The following is a 21,130-nucleotide window of genomic DNA, read 5'->3' on the forward strand; positions in this document are numbered from 1 at the left end:
ACATCTCCTTTGCAGCGTTAATAATCATTAGCGTGCTTCCTGAAGTCGAATAAGTTCTCTTGGTGCCGACTGCAGCCCGATCGCGTCGCGAATACCTCAACACGCCTGTGCTCGTTTTCTTGCGTTCACTACGGATTCCCCCTGCCATACTTGAAATTGAAATGCCTGTTCGCCAGCCTTGGGCAAAAGAAAGGCGTTCTGGCAAGCCAGAACGCCCCGCGCTCCCGTCAACTTACTTTTGGTTGGATGCGTCGTATGCCTTTTGCAGAATTTCCAGGTAACGATCCAGCTTCAGCCCCTGCAATCCTTTCACATAAGCGTCCCAATCTTTGTTCAGATCCTTGTTGCCCGTAATGAATTGCAGCTCGTTCTGCTCGATATAGTTCTTGATGTTCGTTTGCAGCATGCTCGCTTCGTCCATTTCGGTCGGGTCGATCCAGACCGACCATGCCGGGAACAGTTCTTTCGGTTCATGGCCTTGGTAAAGCAGCGTTGCGTTGTACAGACGGCGCTCATAGCCGGCCGAGTTGTAGATATCCGTCGATTGCACGAAGCTGTCGCGGTATGCTTTCGGCATATAGAAGTGGGCTACGCCGCTCCAGCTTGCATTATGCGGCGCATCGCCTTCTTTGGCAGGAATCGGTTTGAATTGCGCCGTTACGCCTTCGCCGAGGGCAACGTCGTCCGGACCCGGTTTCTCCCAGTCGATGCCTTCCATGCCCGACGCGCCGTTCGTTTGGCCTTCCGGCGTGAACATGTAGTCGACCAATTTGATGAGCGCGATTTGCGCTTCTTTGCTGGCTTTGTTCGTGATAACGAATTTCGCGCCAGGCGCTACGCCGCCCGCGTCATGCGTCGCGTATTGCGCATGCGGTCCTTGAAGAGGCGCAACCGGATTGTAGTCTTTGGAATACTTATTCCCTGCGTCGATGTTGACGAAGATGGCAGGGTGCATGCCCGCGCCCGCGCCGAGAATTTGCGTATCCGCGTTCTCGCCGATTTTCTTGAACGCTTCCGCGTTTTGCGTGAAGGCGCCCGGATCGATAAGCTTCTCGTCGTACAGCGATTTGATGTACTGCAGGCCTTCTTTCCATTCCGGCGTAGTCGCAGCCGAGATGACTTTGCCGCCCGACAGGTTCAAGTAGTTGCGGTCGTCGTCATAGACGAAGCCGTTCATCAGGAACGGAACGACGCGTACGCCGAAGTCCTCGACGGAACCGCTGAGCGGCACTTCGTCGGCTTTGCCGTTGCCGTTCGGGTCTTTCGTCTTGAACGCTTCAAGCACCTTCTTGAATTCTTCGGTCGTCGTCGGCATTTGCAGGCCGAGCTTGTCGAGCCACGTTGTGTTCAGCCACATTTTGTTCGGGTACGAGCAGTGGAAGCACTGCGCGTAAGCGACCAAGCCGTAGATGTTGCCGTCCGGCGCCGTGCTGAAGCTTTTCAGCTCCGGATCGGTTTCCATCGCTTTCTTGATGTTCGGCGCATATTGGTCGATCAGATCGTTCAGCGGCACCAGTACGCCTTGCTTGCCGTATTTCAGCACGTCGGCTTGCGAGAACTGGTCGATGTAAGCAGGCAGCATGTATGCATCCGGGTAGTCGCCGCTCGCGAGGGAGATTTGACGCTTCTCTTTGGCGCCGTCCGACGCGTTCAGCTCCCAGTTGATTTTCATATTGAATTTGTCTTCGACGAACGTCGTGAATTTGTTCGTCGGCAGGTCGATGCCCGACTCTTGGATGGAGAAAATTTTGACCGGCGTCGGGTCGGCCTTCGCCGCCGTATCCGTTCCGCCGTTACCCGCAGCTTGCGTAGCGTTGCCGTTGCTGCCCGCATTGGCCGTATTGGCCGGTTTATTGCTATTGCCCGAGTCGTTGCTTCCGCAAGCTGCCAGGATCATGCTGCAGGCGGCAAGGATGGCTACTGCGCTTCCGATTCTCTTTTTCAACTTGATCGCTCCCTTTTTGTATGTTCGTTGCATTTGAATGATGGCTGGCCTAACCCCCACACTACATACCTATCTCCCCTCTCAATGACGGTTCCCCGAGGCTGTCGGCCCCTATGAATAATCAGCCCTTCACCGATCCGACCAGCATCCCTTGCACGAAGAAGCGCTGTACGAACGGGTAGATCATCAGGACAGGCAGCGTGGCCACGACGATGAGCGCATATTTGAGCAGTTCCGCTTGCTGCTGGTGCTCCACCATCTTCGAAACGTCCATGGCGCCGGAGTTGTTCTGGATAATAATGCTGCGCAAGATGAGCTGCAGCGGGAACAGATCTGCCGACTTCAGGTAAATCAGCGCATCGAAGTACGCATTCCATTGGCCGACCGCGTACATCAGCACGAGTACCGCGATGATCGGCTTCGACAAAGGGATGACGACGCTTCGCATGAAGCGCACGTCGCTGCAGCCGTCGATCTCGCTCGCTTCGATCAATTCCTCCGGAATGGATGCCTGGAAGAAAGACCTGGCGATAAGGACCTGCCAGACCCAAATCGCGTTCGGAATGAGCAGCGCCCAGCGGGTATTGATCAGATGCATGCTCTTGACGACCAGGTAGGTCGGGATGAGACCGCCGCTGAAAATCATGGTGAACGTGATGATCATCGTAATCGCGCCGCGTCCGAAGAAGGATCTCCGCGACAGCGGGTAGGCCAGCATGACGGTCAGCGCCACGCTGATGAACGAGCCGGCAGCCGTATAGAACAGCGAGTTGCCGTAGCCGGACATGATTTGCGACGATTTGAAGATCGTTTCAAAGCCAGCGAACGAGATATCCACCGGCCACAGCCACACTTTGCCGGAACTGACGGCCTGCGGGCTGCTGATTGAGCTGCTTATGATATAAATGAGCGGATAGAGAACCGCGATCAGCACGAGCGTCAGTATCGTGTACACGACGAACATGAAGGCGCGGTCTCCCGTCGATTCTCGGATCGTTCTTTTCATGGTTGCCATGCGTTTCAAGCTCCTTCTACCACAGACTGTTATTCGAAAACCGTTTGGCGAGCCCGTTGACGAGCACGAGCAGAACCAGATTGATCAGCGAGTTGAAGAGTCCAACCGCCGTCGCGAAGCTGTAATTGGCGTTAAGCAAGCCGATGCTGTACACGTACGTCGAGATAATGTCCGAATTGGCCATGTTGAGCGGATTTTGCAGCAGGTACACTTTCTCGAAGCCGATGGCCATGATATTGCCCACGTTCAGAATGAGCACGATGACGATCGTCGGCAGAATGCCCGGCAGGTCGACGTTCCAAATCTTCTGGAACCGCGATGCGCCGTCCACTTTCGCCGCTTCGTACAAGGTCGGGTCGATGCCAGCAAGCGCAGCCAGATAGATGACCGCGGAATAGCCGGCCGTCTGCCAAATGTCCGACCAGACGTAGATCGAACGGAACATCCCCGGTTCGCCAAGGAAATTGATCGAGCCGAAACCGAGATGATTAAGCATGATGTTCACGAATCCGAGCCGCGGCGCGAGGAACAGCATGATCATCGACACCATGACGACCGTCGATATGAAATACGGCGCGAACGTGACGAGCTGGACAAGCTTCTTGAATTTATTGCTCCGGACTTCGTTCAACATCAGCGAGAGCAGGATCGGTATCGGAAACCCGGCCAGCAGCAGGTAGCCGCTCAAGTACACCGTGTTCTTGATTAAGGTCCAGAAGTTCGGATTATCGAAGAACAGCTTGAAGTTCTTCATGCCGACCCACGGGCTGCCCCAGATCCCTTTGATGACGTTGTAGTCCTTGAATGCCAGAACCGCGTTCAGCATCGGGTAATACTTGAAAATAATGAAATACAAGAGCGGCGGCGTCACGATCAGATACAGCTGCCAATGTTTGACGAAGCTCTTCATCGCCACGCTCGACAGCCGCTGCTTCTTCCGCTTGCCCGAAGTTTGAGTCGGTTTTTCCAATGCCAATTCAGCGTTCAAAACAATCCCTCCCAGGTCCTTGCCATGTTGCATGACAGCGCTTTCCACATGACCGATCATAGCCCCCGGCGCCGTACACCGGATAGGTACATTTGGGGTTTTCAGCGTACATTTCCCCCGTTTTCCGGGGGACAATTGCCCGTGAAACGGCCACTTTCAGCCGTTTTCACGACAAAACGGCCAACCCTGCCCCATGAGGCGAGAATGGCCGTCGCATGGGACGATCCGGTGAGGCAAGCGGCATGCCAGATAAGCCGGGGCCCCGGCTTTCCATGCCTTACCGCTTTTAATTTGTAGGATGTCGCAGCGAAGCGAAGACAAGCTGCGGCCCCTTCCCGGCTGGCCATGATTGAAATGGAGCGACAGCAAAAAGTATGATGGCCTGTGCTCTGCATCGATCGCAAAGGAAGAATGGAGAAGCGATGGAACCCACCGGCTCTTGTACTGGACGCCTTTGCCAGACATAGAGCCGGTTGTTCGTTCACTGCTCCCGACTGTACGAGCTGGGGGATCCAAGTAAGTTTGATTTCACTCGCCAAAATCGCCAAAATACATTTTGTTGGAATTGTTGGATTTGTTGCTTTTTTCGGTTATACTAGAGTTATAAATCATAGTTTTCTAGGAGAGAGTTAATTATGTACTTGGAGTCTAAAGAATGGTCGGTAATTACATTGTTGGAGGAGAGATACCCGCAAGAAGCACGTGATGTATTCAAAGCCATGGTAGAACGTACATTTTTGAGAATGAGATTACCGGTCGACATTTTTAATCAGTACACATGGAAAATACCTTCTGCAGAAGTAATCAAACAGCTAGAACAGTACGATCATCTGATGAGCATGGCTTTAGAAAAGAAAAGAAAAAAAGAAGCCTTTTCGGACTTCATTACGTACTTGAACTATTTAGCTGATGTACTTCCAGTAAATTCGCAGGATATCTTATCGACCATATTAGCGGAGATGACTTCGCCGAAATCAACACCAGCACATATCATTAAATCGAGAAAGCTCATAAAGAATAAGGAGGTTGCAGCTGCAAGCGAATTTCTTACAACAGCACAGGTTGCCAAAAAACTCGGTCTTACCGATCAAACCATTCGCAGAATGTGTGAAAGCGGAAAAATTCAGGGTCAACGAACAGAAGGCGGACACTGGAGGATTCCGAAGCATTTATTCGTAACAACAGATGAACAAGATGAGATCACAGAAACGGTCCTAAAGCGTTTGGACCGAACCGTAGCAGAGAAGGCAGGCGTGGTGCAGGATGAATACGATCTCTCCTAGGATCCCTAGGGTCCTAATCGACACAACAAATTTACTTTCGGCGCTTCGCGTAGACGGTCACTGTCGCAACTTATTGCGCTTGGCGCGGTTAGGTACGATCTACGAACCGGTGATAACCAATGTTTGCTTGTGGGAGCTCTATCGCAATGCATGCGGCAAAGGCATTAAGGGATATGTCTACACATACGACGAAGTAGAAGAATTCTTAACCGCCTTTGTCTATCCTTTATTAGGTCGTGACGGGGCGGTTAATGGTCTCATCGGGCGGCACGATATTGAACTGGCTATTCGCGCAAATCGGCCGCTCGGTGAAACGCTGGTCACAATTACAGGATGTTCGGAGGAACAAGCACTCCACATTATCACTGGAAACGGCATGGAGTTACCGCTTGAAAAGTATGATGCACAGGACTTCCACGTGTGGGCCTCAGCCGTCGAACAACATGTCGATGCTATCCTCACGGCTAATACGAAACGATTTCCTTCACAAATCGGCAACATCCAGCGCGTAGATCCCCGAGATTTCTATACTTATCTAGGCATATAAGAAAGCGTTCTGAACGAACTAATTTAATTATCGATCCTACATAAGCAGCCGCTGTGAAAGCGGTTTTTTCTTTTGTCTGGAACCCCCTACCTCGGCGGCAGCCAGAAACAACACCCATGTGTTATAAGAAAAAAACATTAAGACTGAAGAATAGGTTCTACTCGTCAAACAAGAGGGATGTATCCATGTCTAAGTTGACAATTCTCTGTGTGTGAGCGATGGCTCCCTTGCAGTTAAAAAAGAATCCCGGCCGCCGAAGCGGACCGGGATTCCTCATTTCAATATTGCAATCAGACACTTATTTGCTGCGATTGTTGAGATACACGTCATACCCATGCTGCATGATGGACAGGTAGGTCGAGATCCCCATATCCTTCAGACCTTCCACGTAACCGTTCCAATCCGTGTCCAAGCTCTTGGCGCCGGTAATGAACTGCAGCGTGTACTGATCGATGTAATTCTTTAAATTCGTCTCCAGCACGCTGGCCTGCTCCGCATCGGCCGCATCCACCCAAACATCCCATGCCGGGAAGAGCTGCTTCGGCTCTTTGCCCGCATAAAGCTCCGTAGCCGCCTGCAGCCTTCGCTCGTACCCGTTCGGCGCATACATATCCGAGTCCTGGACCCAGCTGTCCCGGTACAGCTTCGTCATGTAGAAATGTCCCGCTCCGACCCAGCCGGAATTGTTCGGCTGTCCTTCCTTGGAGACGATGCTGGCGAACAGCGGCATCACGCCCTTGCCCAGCGCTTGCTCCCCGGGCTCCGGCTTGCGCCAGCCGATTCCTTCTTCGCCTTCTTCCGCATGAATCTGGCCGTCCATCGTGTACGTGTAATCGATCATTTTGATCAGCGCAACCTGCGCTTCGGGGGTCGCCTTGTTCGTGATGACGAATTTGGCGCCGGGATAGATGCCGCCCTCGTCATGCGTGGCGTACGATGCATGAGGACCCGTAAGCGGCGGAACCGGCGCGTAGTTCCGCGAACGGTCGCTTCCCGTGGCGTCGCCGGCGAATATGTTCGGATGCATCGCCGCGCCGGCCCCGAGAATGACCGCTTCCTCGTTATCCCCGAGCTTCTTGTACGTTTCCGCGTTCTGCGTGAAGGCGCCGGGATCGATCAGCCCTTCGTCGAAGAGCGACTTGATGTACCTCAGCCCTTCCCGCCACTCGGGCTTGTCCGCTGCCGTGTCGACCCGGTCTCCGGAGAGAGACAGATAATGGCGGTCATCGTCATATATAAATCCGTTCATGAGAAACGGCACGATATGGACGCCGAAATCCTCGGTCGAGCCGCTGAGCGGAATCTCGTCCGCCTTGCCGTTGCCGTTCGGATCCTGCGTCTTGGACGCTTCCAGCACCCGCTTGAAGTCCTCCGTCGTCTTCGGCATCGCCAGGTTCAGCTTCTTCAGCCAGACCGAATTCAGCCACATTTTGCTCGGATAGGAGCAGTGAAAGCAGTCGCTGTAGCCGACCAAGCCGTAAATGTTGCCGTCCGGGGCGGTATTGAGCTCCCGCAGAGAGGCGTTCTCTTGGAAGGCGGCCTTGATATGCGGCGCATACTTGTCGATTAAGTCGTTCAAAGGCAGGAAGATGCCCTGCTTGCCGTAACGCAGCTCCTCCGCCTTGGAGAATTGGTCAATGTATTCGGTCAACATGTACGTGTCGGCATAGCTGCCGCTCGCAAGCGAAATCTGCCGTTTCTCCTTGGCCCCGTCATAGGGGACGGTTTCCCACTCGAACTTGACGCCGTACGTACGCTCCAAATATTGCGAGAACCCGTTCGTCTGCAGGTTTTGCCCGCTTTCCTGCTGGGCGAAGACGCGAATCGGAATCGCGTCCGTCGCCGGTTTGGCCTTCTCCGGTAATTCGGCAGACGTCGAGGAGCATGCACTCAGCAGCACAACGGTGGCGAACAGCGATAATAGTAGACGAAGCTTCATGATACGCTCACTCCTTCCTTGCCTCTCCCGGCAAAAATATGATGAATGCTGCTTAAGCGGCGGGTGCTCATGGCAGGCGAGGCTGCCGGGTGCGGCTGACGTTCGGCCGGAGACCGAAAGCGACACGGCGTGCGGTTGGACGTTTGGCCGGAAGCCGAAAGCGACACGACGGCCGGAAGCTGCCCGGCGCCGGTCAGTCCAGCGACTGTCTGTAGGCGCTCGGCGCCACGCCCATGACGCGCTTGAACGCGCGCCGGAACGAGTGGGCGCTGTTGTAGCCGACCCGTACGGCGATTTCGTCCACGGTCAGCGACTTGTCCTGCAGCATCGCCGCCGCATGGTCCATCCGCACCTTCTCGAGATGATCGGATAGGTTCGTCCCCGTCACTTCCTTGAACAGCTGTGAAATGTATTTCTCCGGCCGTTCCGCTTGCTCCGCAATGCGATACAGCGTCAGCTCCGCGTCGGAATAGCGTTCCGCGACGAATTGCTTGATGGCCTCGACCGTCTTGATATGCAGGTCGTTCTTCTTGTTCGCGATCATGCGGCACATGGCCTCGATGATGCCATGCAGCTCGCTTCGGATCGCGTCGATCGAGCCGGTCAGTTGAATGTCCATGATATGCTGCTTGGCTTCCTCGAACCGTTCGGATTCCGAGAACGCCTTCTGATCCAGCAGCTTCAGCAGCGTGCCCTTCAGCTCGCCGACGAGCTGGTTGGCCATCTCCGGCGACAGCTCGCGCTCTTCCGTATTCTGCTGCAGGACGGACTGGACGATGCGTTTCGCTTCTTCCTCTTCCCCGGCGCGGACCGTGCTGATGAGACGAAGCTCCATGTCCAGCGGGTAGTAATACGTCGTGCTCTCCTGCCGGATGTCGGCAAACCAGAGGAAGCCCTTGCGCTGCATGTAGTCGGCGTAAGCCATCGTTTCCTTGGCCTGTTCGAAGGACCGGCTGACTTCCATGTCCGATGCGAAGTGATCGCCAAGCGAGCCGGTGACCGTGATTTTATACTCGCCGAACATGAATGCCGCGAACGGTTCAAGAAGCGCTTGGATGCCGGAACGGCCGGCGATGCCCGACGCCTCTTCCCCCTCGCCGGTCGGGAATATCGCAACCACGCGGTCCGAGCCGAAATCCGTCATGAGAATCCGGGTATCGACTTCGCGCAGGCTCTGCTTCAGAAGCAGCCTCGCGGCACTGAGCTCGTTCAGGATTTCCACCGTATCCAAGCCCGCATAGCCGTGGACGTGCAGGATGCCGACGAAGCCCTCTTGCAGCGCGAGTCCCGTGTCCGCTTGCGCGGCGGCGGCCTGAATCTCTTCGCGCGTCTGGAATTCCCCGGCGATCAGCCGTTTCAGGAAGGCATCGCGGATGAGCGGCACCTGCCGGTTCAACTCCTGCTCGAGCTCGCGGTTGCTCGTGATGATCGTCGCGATATTCCCCTGCAGGAAGTCGTACGCGTTGCGGCCGATCGGCGCGTCCTTGCCGAACTGTTCCCGCACGATGCCGAGCAGCCGGTTGATCGGCGCGCTGTTGCGCACCGACAAGAACCAGCCTGCGATAAGCCCGATCGCGAGCGCCCCGCCGGTGACCGACCAGGTAATATATTTGATGCGATTCGCGTTCTCCATCAGCGTCTTCCGCGGAATGCCCGCCCGGTAGATCCAGCCGGTGGAATCCGAGCGAATCGTAATGACGAGATCGTCTTTGAAGAACTGGCTCTGCTTCGATTTATCGAAGGCACTGTCCGCGTTCATCGTCTTAATGTCGCTCTCGCCGATGCCGTTCAAGCTGATGGCGTCGCCCGCTTCATTGCTCACGTAAGTCCAGCCGCCATAGCGGTCCATCACGCCGGACAATAGGCTCGCGATCGTCTTCTGGTCGATCAGCACGACGACCGCGGCCGGCGGCTGTTCGCCAAAACTATCGAGTGGAAGCGATTGCATATAGGAAATAACGGAGGTTTGCGAACCGTTCATCATGAAAGGTTTCAACGGCAAAATTTCGCGGCTGTGCGTCTTGTCCAGCACTTCCGACTGCCATTGGCCCAAATCCATCTCCGTGTAATGGTCGTTCTCGTAGTAATGCTCCGGCCTGAAATACGCGGATCCGGGCGTCAGCACGACGTTATAATTGCGCAGGTAAATATAATAGTTTTTCAGAAAATCATTCGTCTGGCCGAAAACCATGACTTCCTTCATGATTTTCCATATCCCGTACACGTTGCCGTCGTCGGTGCCCTTCTTCTCGTTCATCAGCACGTACAGATCCTGATTGAGCGCAAGCTGCCTCGAGAACCCCTCGACCTCGGCCATGCGCCGCTCCAGCATTTGCTGGCTCTTCTGAAGCTGGGTCACGCTGTTCTCGATGGAGACGGATTGCGTAACGGCGATCGAGGTGCGATAAGACATGTAGCCTGCCAGACTCGGAATGATAAGGATCACGATATATGAAATCATGAAGCTGCGAAATATTTTGGAATGCCTGCTCATTCTTCGTCCCCCACTTTCCGTGTCTCATCCATTATATCGCCTCGTCCGCCTTATGCAATCCTGGCTCAAGCTCGCAGGTCAAGGGCAGGTCAAACAGGAAAAACAACTGCAGGGCTCGTCGCCTTGCAGTTGTCTTGGTCTTGAAGCGGCCTGCGGCCTATCGCTGCTGTGACGCGGCAGCCGAGAACGAGACGTACTCGAACCGGCAGCTTTCTCCCGCCTCGAGCATGATCGGCAGTAACCGTTCGCCATACCGAATGCGCGTCTGCAGCGGGGCGGATGCCCGAATGACTGCGTGGTCGAGCTTGGCGCCATTCCATACGAGGTCGACTTCCGCGTTGCCTTTGGCCCGCAATCCCGTGATCCGGCCCGTATGCCATGCCTGCGGCAGCGCCGGAAGCAGATGAATCTCCCCTGCGCGGCTTTGCAGGAGCATCTCCGACACCGCCGCCGTTCCGCCGAAATTGCCGTCCGCCACGAAAATATTCGTCTCCGCGCCGGCGATGCCCGCCTTGGAATACGTGAGCAAATTATCGAAACACAGCTCGCTGATCAGATACGACAGCTGATCGTACGCGCGGTCGCCGTCGTGCAGCCGGGCGAAGTTCGCCGCGAACAACGCGAGCGTGAACTCCACGTCCTCCAGCCCTTCGCCTCGCATCCGCGAGATCAGCGTCACGCGTGCCGCTTCGCTCAGCTCCGGCGTATCCTGCGGCGTGATCTGGGTGCCGGGATAGAGGCCGTACAGATGGGACAAATGCCGGTGATCCGGCTGGGCCTCGGCATAATCCTCCAGCCATTCCTGCAGCTTGCCGTCCGCGCCGACCTGCAGCGGAGGAAGAAGGCCGATCGCCTCGCGAATGCGTTCCCGCAAAGGCTCGTCGACATTCAGCCGCTCGCCCGCTTCGAGGCAGAAGACGAACAGATCGCGGATAAGCGACTGGTCCATCGTCGAGCCCATCGAGAGCGCGTAGGCGCGGTCCGTGTTATCGCCAAGGTAGAAGCTGTTCTCCGGCGAATTCGAAGGTCCCGTGACGAGCCAGCCATGCTGCGGGTGCACCGTCATGTAATCCAAGTAGAACAGCGCCGCTTCCTTCAGCACCGGGTACGCGGTCGTCTTCAGGAACTCCTCGTCCCGGCCGTACTCGTAATGCTCGCGAAGCTGGTGCGCGATCCATAAGCCGCCGGTGACGTTGAGTCCCCACGAATAATGCCAGCCCGGCGCCGTGAAGCCCCATGCGTTCGAGAACACATGCGCGGCCCAGCCCTCGCAGCCGTAGTAATCGCGCGCCGTCGCCCGTCCCGCTTCCGCCAGGCCCTCGATGTAGCGCATCAGCGGCTCATGGCATTCCGCCAGGTTCGTCGTTTCCGTCGGATAGTAATTCATTTCCGTGTTGACGTCCAAATGGTAATCGCAGCTCCAAGCCATCCGGTTCGCTTCGCCGTCGTTCCAGATGCCCTGCAAATGCAGCGGCAGCCGCGAGTCCGCCCGCGAGCCGGCGATCGTCAGGTAGCGCCCGTACTGGAAGAACAGCGCGAACAGCCCTGGATCGCTGCCGCCCTCGCGGAGCAGGCGCATGCGTTCGTCGAGCGGCAAACCCGCTGCGCCGGAAACGCCGAAATCGGCTTCCACTCGCGCGAACAGCGTCCGGTAATCCGCGATATGCGCCTCGCGAATGCCGGCATAGCCTTTGGCGGCTGCCTGCTCCGCCAGGCTCGCGGCCGCTTGGCGCCATGCGTCGTCTTCGCGGCCGTAATCCGTATCGACGGCAAAATAAATCCATGCCTCGTCGGCGCCGCTCACGACGATCTCGGCCCCCTCGGCCGTAACCGTGCCGCCGCTTGCCGCAACCTTGACCGCGCCCGCGCTCTTCACGCCGCAGGTGCCGTCGCTGTGCATCGTTTCCGTCGCCTGGCCTTCGAACGCCAGCGCGTCATTCCCTGCCGCGCGGACGGCGAAGCGGTCCGTGCGCCCTTCCAGGCGCAGCGTGAACGATACGCCTCCGGGCTGCCCGCTGCGAATGCGGGAAGCGAGGACATTGTCGGGATGCGAAGCCAGCGTTTCGCGGCTAACTGCCACGCCGCTTTGGGTGTACGCGACGCGGTGGAGAGCTTCTTCGAGGTCCAGCTCGCGCGCGAAGCTGTCGTAGTTGGCCGCGGATGCGTTGCTGGATGCTGCGCTGGATGCGTTGCTGGATGCTGCGCTGATTGCCGTGCTGCTTACAGCCGCGCCGTCCGTGCCGGCCGCCGCTCCGCTTTGCTCCCCGCTGCTGCCACTGCCGTCGCCAAACGTCAGCCGAACGTCGCACAACGACAAGTTCGTGCCGAAGTTGCCTTTCTCCGCCTGCAGCAGACGGCCGGCCATTTCCTCGCCGCCTTCGTAGTCGCCGGCGTAGAAGAGCTCCCGCATGGCGGCCAAGTCTTCTTGTCCGCGGGAAGCGGTGGCGGACGTCTCGGACTTGCCCGACCAGTACGTCACTTCCGTAATGAACCACGTCTCGCTGTCCGTGCCGCTTTGAACGACCGCGCCAAGTCTGCCGTTGCCGAGCGGCAGCCCTTGCTTCCATTCCAATGCCGGCCTGTTGTAGCTTAATTTCATGTCGCTCATCTTATCGCACCCTGTATTCGTTAAAGTATTTTGGAATGATGTCGGTCGAGGCGCCCGGCATTTGCGGCAGCACGTACAAGCCGTTCTTGACGGTCGCCGGCTCTTCGAAAATATGCCGGATCCACGGGATGTACTCCAGCATGAACGCGCCCGGCGTCGCCGCCACCAAATGCTGATGAATCTGTCCCATGTCGCCGACATGCGGGCAGACCGGCACGTCGTATGCCGCAGCCAGGCCGGCAACCTGAAGCCATTCCGTCACGCCCGCGACGCGCGTCACGTCGACTTGGCAGTATTCCAGCGCGCCGTTATGGATGTAATCGCGGAAGGCGTATTTGTTATACACATGCTCTCCGAGCGCGATCGGGACGTTCAGCTCGTCGGCCAGCTTCTTGTGGCCCATGATATCGTCCGGATTCAGCGGCTCTTCCAGCCAGAACAAGTCGAATTCCTCTAGACGCTTGCCCCAAGTCATCGCCGTGTTGATGTTCCACTGCTGGTTCACGTCGATCATGAAGATCGGCTCTTCGCCGATCGCTTGACGCACCGCCTTGACGCGGTCGTAGTCCTCGCGCGGATCCGGCCGACCGACTTTGATTTTGACGCCCGCGAAGCCCTGCTCGACGATTTCGACGACGTCCTTCAGCAACCGGTCCTTCGACCAGTTCAGCCAGCCGCCGTTCGTATTGTACGCTTTGATGCCTTTGCTCTTATGTCCGCCGAGGTACTGCCAGAGCGGCTTGTTCGACGCCTTCGCCATGATGTCCCAGAGCGCGATATCGACGGCTGCCAGCGCCATGTGGGTAATGCCGGCGCGGCCGACCCAGTGCATTTTGCCGAAACGCATCGTATCCCAAAGCTCCTTGACCATGAACGGATCCTTGCCGATCAGCTCCGGCGCGTAATAGCGTTCGATCGTGTCGGCGATCATGTCGTCGCCATGGGCGCAGGTGCCCGTATAGCCGCAGCCCGTAATGCCTTCGTCCGTATAAATCCGTACGCCGGACAGGCCCCAATGGGTCGCAACGTTGATGGCATCGGTAATCGGCGGGGTGATGGGCACGTGAAGCACAAATGTTTCGACTTTGGTAATTAGCATGGTTAGCTCCTCTTTTCATGTGGCGAAATGTATGATTTCATGCCCTTAATCGTTAATAGCCTAGAGATGCGCCGCCTTCGACGGGCAATGCCGTGCCGGTGATGAACGACGACTGGTTGCTTGCGAGAAACAGCACCGCGTCCGCGACTTCTTCCGGTTCGGCCGGACGGCCCAGCGGATGCATGTCCCGCAGCGCCTGCTCCGTCTTCGGCGGATCCGGCTGCTGCCGCACCCATTCGGCGAGCAGCGGCGTGGATACGCCTGCCGGGCAGATGCAATTGACGCGCACGCCGTCCGGCGCGTAATCGAGCGCGAGCGATTTGGTCATCGCGATGACGGCTCCTTTGGAAGCGGCATAGATCGGATTGCTCGCTTGTCCCGTCAGCCCGCCAAGCGAGGACATGTTGACGATGGACCCTTTCGATCGGCGAAGATGGGGAATCGCATGCTTGATCATGAGGAAGACGCCCTTCACGTTGACGGCCATGAGCCGTTCGAATGCGGTCATCTCAATATCCTCGAGCGCTCCCGGGTGGATAACCGCCGCATTGTTGTACAGCACATCGAGCCGTCCGTAGGCGTCGATGACCGAGCGGATCAGACGCGCTACGTCCTCCTCGTTCGAGACATCCGTCCGTATGGCGATCGCGCACGGACGCCCGCTCTCCGGAGCCGGATGTTGCGTATTGATCCGCTCTGCCGCCTGTCTGCCATCCGCTTCGTTCCAATCCGCGATAATGACCGCTGCGCCTTCGGCAGCAAAGCGCCGTGCGCTGGTTTCGCCGATGCCCGATCCGCCGCCCGTTACCAGAACGACCTTATTCACGAAGCGCCGCATGAGTTTCCACCTTCTTCCGCATGTCACCCGACAGCCGGTTTCCCCGGCAAGCAGGCATCCTTCTTTTCTTCCCTATTCGTTTATCGTATCATGGACCTTAAGCTTTCGTATTTGTTAGCGGATCCAAAAAGTTGACGATTCATCCGCTAATCTTATCGATAACCTTACTACTCGCACGGAGGGAGGAAGACGCATTGAAAACCTTAGCGGCATTGACGCCGTTCGTCGGCGATTCCATGCCATACTTGTACGACGGCAGCTCGAATGAGGGGCTGCGCATAGGCAGCGTGTACGCGTTCCATCTCTTCACGGACGGTCCGGGCGAGATGGAAATCGAAGGCGTCCGCTATCCCATCGAGAAACGCACGCTGATCTTCCTTCGTCCCGGACAGCCGCATGCCTTTCATATTTCCCCGGCGCATCCGCTCGCTTCCCATAACCTGTACTGCGACCTGTGGGATAACCGTTCGCCCGTTTCGCTCCATCGCTTGTTCATCTATGCGCCGAATCCGTTCCGGCTGCACGAGCAGTCGCGGAGCGAGCTATGCGAGGAGCTCGATGCCCTGCCGGGCGCGTTCTCGCTCCAGCCCTACCCGCATCTGTACGATGCGTTCCTTCATATCGTGAAGCTGTACAACGAGCTGCAGCACTACAGGAGCGAGACGGTCAACAGCCTGCTCTATGCATGGATGCTGAGCTGGCATAATGCCGTTCACACGCGCCAGCCGCGCGATTACCGGATCGTCCGGCTGCTCGAGCAGTTGGAGATGAACCCGGAGCGCCGCGAGCCGGTCGAACAGTGGTGGACGCTGTGCGGGCTGAAGCGGACGTACTTCCATGAACTGTTCCTGCGCGAAACGGGCATGACGCCGAAAGCCTACCAGCACCGGCTGTGGATGAAACGCGCCGTGAACCTGCTGCAAGAGAGCGAGCTCAGCATTACCGCGATTGCCGACCGGCTCGGCTATCCGTCCATTCATCCGTTCACCCGTCATTTTACGGCGTATTACGGGGTGAGTCCGAAGCAGTACAGGTTGAACCCGCGAACGAAAGCGAATGTGCCTTTAGGGGACAGTTAAGTTTATTTCTTGGGTCATTGAATACCCGGGGGCGGCAGGAATCGCCTAAAGCGGACGCTTTGGCCTGATTTCGATACAGCGCTGCTTCAAGAAGCGATTCGCGAATATGAACGCCGGAAAAAAGGCCTTGGACATTGGCGGTAACGAATCGTATAGCGCTTATATGCTCGAAAATAGAAGCAAATTTGATCTAACGAACCTCAGCGACGTTATTTCAGGAGAACTACGGGAAAATAGACGGAATCGCAGGCTGTTGCTATGAATAGCGCGTGTGCGATTCGTTAGAAATTCAAATCGGCGTATTTTGCCCCCATAAGGTCCATACGGTTCGTTAGATATCCACATAACCGGATCAGTGGCACGGACTAATCTATGCAGCAATAAGCACTAAACCATGGAGCCAATGCTCAAGTGCGATAGCAACAAACGGAACGGAATGCTCGTAAGCGGAGCGTTCCGTTTTTTCTGCAATAAAAATTGGATAAAACCGTTTTTTATTACAATTTCAAGAAGGAAACGTTCGCTGCAAGACGAATCCTTAGTGCGGGCCTTTGAGATTGCGAGGTGTAGGCATGAAGACAACAAAAATGGGTGTAGCCGGTTTAGCTGCCATTAGGCGTGAGTCCCATCGGCTCGACTAGGAATTAGGGGGGAAGTTGGATGGCGACACTCGCCGACAAGCGAAAGCTGAAACGTCAGGAGAAAGAAGAAGAAAGAAAAAATATCGACTTTCTCGTGAAGAGGCAGGCAGAACGCGATCGCGACATGATCAAGGTGAAGAAGAACGGCTTCGTCAATAATCTGGCTTATTCGTACAAGGCGATCTGGCAGTACGATAAATTTCAGTTCATGATGATGATTCTGTCCTCGGTCTTCGAAGCTGCCGCCAGCATCGTTCCGATCGTCATTATCAAGCTGCTGCTGAACGAGCTGACGGTCGGCCAGGACCGGGAACGGGTGATTCTGTACGCGATCGCAGCAGCGCTATCGCTATTCATCGCTACGGCGGTGTTCCAGAACGGCAATAATCTGTCGGTCTATCGCTTCATGCTGATCAAGCTGCGGTTAGGCTTCCTGAAGGGTCAGCGGCTGATGAATTGCGACTTCGTGCAGCTCGACGACAGGCGCTTCCATATGCTGAACTGGAAAGCCAGCGAGGCGATTTTCGGCAACCACAACAACACGGTAGGCATCGAGATCGTATTCAACGATACGCGAAGCTTGACGACTCAAGTGCTGACGATAGCAGCCATGGGCACTGCGATCTTATTGGTCAGTCCTTGGTTTATTCTGCTGCTGGCCGTCACCATCGTCTGCAGCTTCCTGCTGCAGCTGTACGTGGACAAGGTAAATAAACTGATTGCCGACATCAGGTTCTTATTTGCGCCGATCTGTACGTACATCTTCCATCAGGGCGGCAGCTTCGAAACCGCCAAGGATATTCGCTTCTATAATATGACGAATTATCTGATGGACAAGTACGAGTTCAATCACGGCAAAATTCTGGTCAACGACAAACGCACCTTCCGCAACACGAGACAGCGGGAGCACTTCGATACGGTGATGGCTCTCGTTCAGGATTCGTTGACCTATGGCTGGCTATGTTATGCGGTCTTGTATCGCGACATGAACATTGCGACGTTCGCAATGCTGGTACTGGCGCTCAGCACGTTTTCGCGCAATTTATCCAGCCTGTTGAAGTACAGTGCTTCGGTGCTGATGCAGACGCGCTATATCGATGACTTCCGCGGCTTTCTGGATTATGCCGAGGGGCATAATGAAGGCATTTCTGTCCCGACCGCTTTTCCGCAGGGGATGCGTTTCACCTTCAACGATGTCAGCTTCCGCTATCCGGGAGCCGATGCAGATGTCATCAAGAATATTTCCTTCACCATCGAGCCGGAGGAGAAGCTTGCGATTGTCGGGCATAATGGCGCGGGCAAATCGACGTTTATTAAATTGCTGACGCGTCTCTACGAGCCGACCTCCGGCGAGATTCTGCTGAACGGCGTTAACGTCGCAAGCTATGACAAAAACGAGTATTACAAGCTGATTGCTCCGGTATTCCAGGAGATCGCTCCTTTTGCATTTACCATTGCCGAGAATGTGACTATGAAGGAAGCGCCTTCGGACATGACGCGAGTGAATGAATGCCTGCAATCCGCTGGCTTGTGGGATCGCGTTAACGGCCTGCCCAAGAAGGCAAATCAATGTCTGTCCAACGACTGGGAAGCGGATGGCACCAACATGTCCGGCGGGGAGCAGCAGAAGCTGGCACTGGCCCGTGCCCTGTACAAGGATGCGCCATGCGTCGTATTGGATGAACCGACCTCGGCGCTGGATGCTTTGGCGGAAGAGAAACTGTATCAGGAGTTCGGCAGCATGGTGCAGGGCAAGACCTCCATCTATATTTCGCATCGCCTGTCCAGCACGCGCTTCTGCTCGCGCATTGCGCTGTTCGAAGAGGGAACGATCGTGGAATGCGGCAGCCATGACGAGCTGGTCGCCCAAGGAGGCAAATACGCGGAGATGTTCCGGATGCAGGCCCAGTACTACAAGATGGAGGGCGAACATGTTTAAGCGCATATGGACGGTTATGAAATACTTCTACGGCCAAGCTTGGAAGATGGACAAATATTACTTTCTCGCCGTAATCGTAGATATGGTGGTCACTGGTCTGCAGCCGCTGATCGCGATTATTTTCCCGCGAATCATTATCGATGAATTGCTCCATGAACGCCGTCCGGGCGTCATTATCCAGACGGTAGCGATCATGGTGCTGCTCTTCTTCGCCGCACGGATCATCGGCAACTTCTGCCGATACGAGCAGACGGTATTTCATCAACGGTTCAGCGACTATAGCGATCGTCAGCTTACCCGTAAGACGATGGAGATGGATTACGAGTACACGGAGGATCCGGCTATGCTGGAGATGCAGTCCAAAGCCAGAAACGGCATGGGCTGGTGGTCTAGCGGCTTACGGGGACTTACGGATATTCTGAAGACATTCACGTCCGGTATTATTACATTCGTGAGTACGCTAACGATTATCGGCAGCGTAGAGCCGCTGTTGCTGATCGCCTTGCTGGCGCTGGTGGCAATCGGGTTTCTGTTCACGTATCTGTCTCGCCGAGCCGAGCTTCGCTTCAAGGAGGATCGCGCCAAACTGGACACCAAGTACTGGTATCTGGCCGATCGCGTGCTTCAAGGAGACAAGTACGGGGTGGATATCCGGCTGTATGACGGTCAACAGCTGGTCAACGCCAAGGCGGAAGGCTATATGAATCATATGGTCAAGGAAACGAACCGGTTTCTGAAGCCCTTCGTATTCATCACCTCCGGCAGTCTGTTGGTGACCGCTGTTCAACAAGGCGTACTCTATGGCTATCTGGGACTTCGGGTCTTGGACAAGGCCATCTCGATCGGACAGTTTCAGATGCTGTTCACGGCCTCGGTCAGTTTTGCCGAGAGTATCACGAACATTCTGACGCAAGGCATTCGGCTGGCCACCACCTGCGATTACATGAACGACTATATTATCTTCATGGAGTATCCGTCTATGAAGGACAAAGGCACTCGCAAGCTGGAAAGGAATGCGAAGCATACGATTGCATTCGATCGCGTCAGCTTCCGGTATATCGGCGCGGAGAGGGATGCGCTGACGAATGTATCCATCACCTTGGAGACAGGAAAGAAGCTGTCGCTCGTAGGAGAGAACGGCGCAGGCAAGACGACATTCATCAAGCTGCTGGCACGGCTCTACGAACCGACCGAGGGCCGGATTCTCTTGGACGGCGTGGACATTCGCGAGTATCCGCTCGAGGAATACCAGAAGCTGTTCTCGGTGGTATTCCAGGACTTCCAACTCTTTAATTTCACGCTAAAAGAAAATTTGGAGTTCAACCGGCCCCATGACGCGGAGCGCTTCGACGAAGCGATGCGCAAAGCCGGGTTCATAGAACGGATGAACGAGCTCCCTCACGGGCCGGACACGCATATTCGCAGCTGGTTCAACGATCAAGGCGTAGAATTCTCGGGCGGGGAGCAGCAGAAGATTGCCATCGCAAGGGCGATCTACAAGGATGCGCCGATCATGATTCTGGACGAGCCGACCGCCGCGCTTGATCCGCTGGCCGAGTACAAGGTGTATCACAACTTCAACGAGGTGATCAGCGACAAGACGACGATCTACATCTCTCATCGTCTGTCCTCCTGCCAGTTCTGCGATACGATCGCCGTGTTCGAGAACGGGATGATTACCCAGTACGGCAGCCATCGCCAGCTCGTCGAGGTGCCAGGCAAGTACGGCGAGATGTTCAAAGCACAAGCCAAGTATTACGTCGTCGAGAATCCTCAAACCGCCTGATCACGAATAGAGGTGAGAACCATGGGATCAAGAATCATGCACGCGATTATCGCGAATCGGATCGCGGACATTCTGTCTATCGAAGAGCGGACGCCGTTTCTGCTTGGCAGCCTTGCACCGGACGCGGTGACGACGAAGAACGAGTCCCATTTCTTCCAAGGGGATGTGCGGGACTATTCGCGAAGCGTGGATTATAGAGGGTTTCTATATAAATATCATACGCAAGCTGCGAATCCGTATGTATTGGGCTATTTCACGCATCTGGTTGCGGACGATATATGGCTGAAGGGGTTCAATCTGGCATGGCTGAAGAACCGGATGGACGCCGATCCGGCATTATATCCACGCTATCATAACGACTTTCGACTGCTAAATGGTAAGCTGTTGGAGCATTACGATGCCAGGGATCGATTGCGCGAAGCGCTCTATTACGTCCCCTCGGTCCTGGATATCCATGAGGTGAAAGCCAAGGAAGTTGAGGACTTCCTTCCTCAGGTACTTGGCGATATGGCCTACGATCAGGGCACGTTGAAGGAGCCGCTGCAGGTTTTCACTTTCGACCAGATCGTCGGCTATATCGAAACCTCCGTGGACCTGGGACTCCTTGCGCTTAGGAGAGCCGCCCTCTTATACCAGATCCCGTTCGCTCGCGAGTGGGTAAACGCCGCCAATTAGGGGGCCTTAATGGTCGTTGCAGGCCGCGATCAACTAAGCCAGCATACTAGTCGTTGGCGCCGTCGCTACAATCACGGGCCAAGAATAGACGAGGCGAACTCGAATAACGATAAAGCCCGGCTGCATGCAGCCGGGCTTTATCGCATCGATCCATGCTCGGTAATCCTTGGATTAACCTCGACATCAGTTCTTGACGATCCGTCTCCCTAAGAGGATATGGCAGGATACCGCATGTACAATATCTCGCCAGGACG

General features: G+C 55.8%; 14 protein-coding genes. 6 read left to right on the forward strand and 8 right to left on the reverse strand.

All coding sequences use genetic code 11. The annotated features are described in order from the left end of the window. Positions 1-232: 232 nt before the first annotated feature. The 3 genes from GZH47_RS14080 to GZH47_RS14090 form a co-directional block, all read right to left on the reverse strand. Positions 233-1,945 carry a type 2 periplasmic-binding domain-containing protein gene (locus GZH47_RS14080; RefSeq protein WP_404823790.1) on the reverse strand — a complete coding sequence of 571 codons (1,713 nt, stop codon included), beginning with the start codon at positions 1,943-1,945 and terminating at the stop codon, positions 233-235. 121 nt (positions 1,946-2,066) lie between these two features. Further along, positions 2,067-2,960 carry a carbohydrate ABC transporter permease gene (locus GZH47_RS14085; RefSeq protein WP_162640656.1) on the reverse strand — a complete coding sequence of 298 codons (894 nt, stop codon included), beginning with the start codon at positions 2,958-2,960 and terminating at the stop codon, positions 2,067-2,069. 16 nt (positions 2,961-2,976) lie between these two features. Continuing rightward, a complete protein-coding gene (locus GZH47_RS14090) occupies positions 2,977-3,870 on the reverse strand; it encodes an ABC transporter permease (protein ID WP_225446540.1) in 894 nt (297 codons plus the stop codon). 713 nt (positions 3,871-4,583) lie between these two features. Between GZH47_RS14090 and GZH47_RS14095 the strand changes: the two genes are divergently transcribed. Beyond that, positions 4,584-5,231: a helix-turn-helix domain-containing protein gene (locus GZH47_RS14095; RefSeq protein WP_162640658.1), complete on the forward strand. Its 648-nt coding sequence runs from the start codon at positions 4,584-4,586 to the stop codon at positions 5,229-5,231. Further along, a complete protein-coding gene (locus GZH47_RS14100; RefSeq protein ID WP_162640659.1) occupies positions 5,212-5,778 on the forward strand; it encodes a PIN domain-containing protein in 567 nt (188 codons plus the stop codon). The genes GZH47_RS14095 and GZH47_RS14100 overlap by 20 nt, the downstream gene beginning before the upstream one ends. A 298-nt stretch (positions 5,779-6,076) precedes the next feature. Here the strand turns inward: GZH47_RS14100 and GZH47_RS14105 are convergent, their stop codons facing one another. The 5 genes from GZH47_RS14105 to GZH47_RS14125 all read right to left on the reverse strand — a co-directional run bounded on the left by GZH47_RS14105 (position 6,077) and on the right by GZH47_RS14125 (position 14,756). Then, on the reverse strand, positions 6,077-7,717 hold the full coding sequence (locus GZH47_RS14105; protein WP_162640660.1) for an extracellular solute-binding protein: 1,641 nt from the start codon (positions 7,715-7,717) through the stop codon (positions 6,077-6,079). A gap of 193 nt (positions 7,718-7,910) precedes the next feature. Further along, the gene (locus tag GZH47_RS14110; protein WP_162640661.1) at positions 7,911-10,211 is read right to left on the reverse strand and encodes a helix-turn-helix domain-containing protein; all 2,301 of its coding nucleotides are present in this window, start codon (positions 10,209-10,211) and stop codon (positions 7,911-7,913) included. A gap of 157 nt (positions 10,212-10,368) precedes the next feature. Next, positions 10,369-12,819 (reverse strand): glycoside hydrolase family 95 protein, encoded by a 2,451-nt coding sequence (locus GZH47_RS14115; protein WP_162640662.1) that lies wholly within the window; start codon positions 12,817-12,819, stop codon positions 10,369-10,371. Between the two features lies 1 nt (position 12,820). After that, entirely contained in the window at positions 12,821-13,918 is a 1,098-nt protein-coding gene (locus GZH47_RS14120) for a mandelate racemase/muconate lactonizing enzyme family protein (protein ID WP_162640663.1), read from the reverse strand. Positions 13,919-13,970: 52 nt separating this feature from the next. After that, entirely contained in the window at positions 13,971-14,756 is a 786-nt protein-coding gene (locus GZH47_RS14125; RefSeq protein ID WP_162640664.1) for an SDR family NAD(P)-dependent oxidoreductase, read from the reverse strand. Positions 14,757-14,950: 194 nt separating this feature from the next. On the opposite strand from GZH47_RS14125, the gene GZH47_RS14130 reads away from it, so the two are divergent. The 4 genes from GZH47_RS14130 (at position 14,951) to GZH47_RS14145 (ending at position 20,876) form a co-directional block, all read left to right on the forward strand. Continuing rightward, positions 14,951-15,835, forward strand: coding sequence for a helix-turn-helix transcriptional regulator (locus GZH47_RS14130; RefSeq protein WP_162640665.1), 885 nt, complete (start codon positions 14,951-14,953; stop codon positions 15,833-15,835). Between the two features lie 660 nt (positions 15,836-16,495). Then, positions 16,496-18,415 (forward strand): ABC transporter ATP-binding protein, encoded by a 1,920-nt coding sequence (locus GZH47_RS14135; protein WP_162640666.1) that lies wholly within the window; start codon positions 16,496-16,498, stop codon positions 18,413-18,415. After that, complete coding sequence (locus tag GZH47_RS14140) at positions 18,408-20,201, forward strand: ABC transporter ATP-binding protein (protein WP_162640667.1); 1,794 nt, start codon at positions 18,408-18,410, stop codon at positions 20,199-20,201. The genes GZH47_RS14135 and GZH47_RS14140 overlap by 8 nt, the downstream gene beginning before the upstream one ends. Positions 20,202-20,222: 21 nt before the next feature. Then, complete coding sequence (locus GZH47_RS14145; protein ID WP_162640668.1) at positions 20,223-20,876, forward strand: hydrolase; 654 nt, start codon at positions 20,223-20,225, stop codon at positions 20,874-20,876. The last annotated feature ends 254 nt before the right edge of the window (positions 20,877-21,130 follow it).

The organism is Paenibacillus rhizovicinus (assembly GCF_010365285.1).
Taxonomy (GTDB): Bacteria; Bacillota; Bacilli; order Paenibacillales; family Paenibacillaceae; genus Paenibacillus_Z; species Paenibacillus_Z rhizovicinus.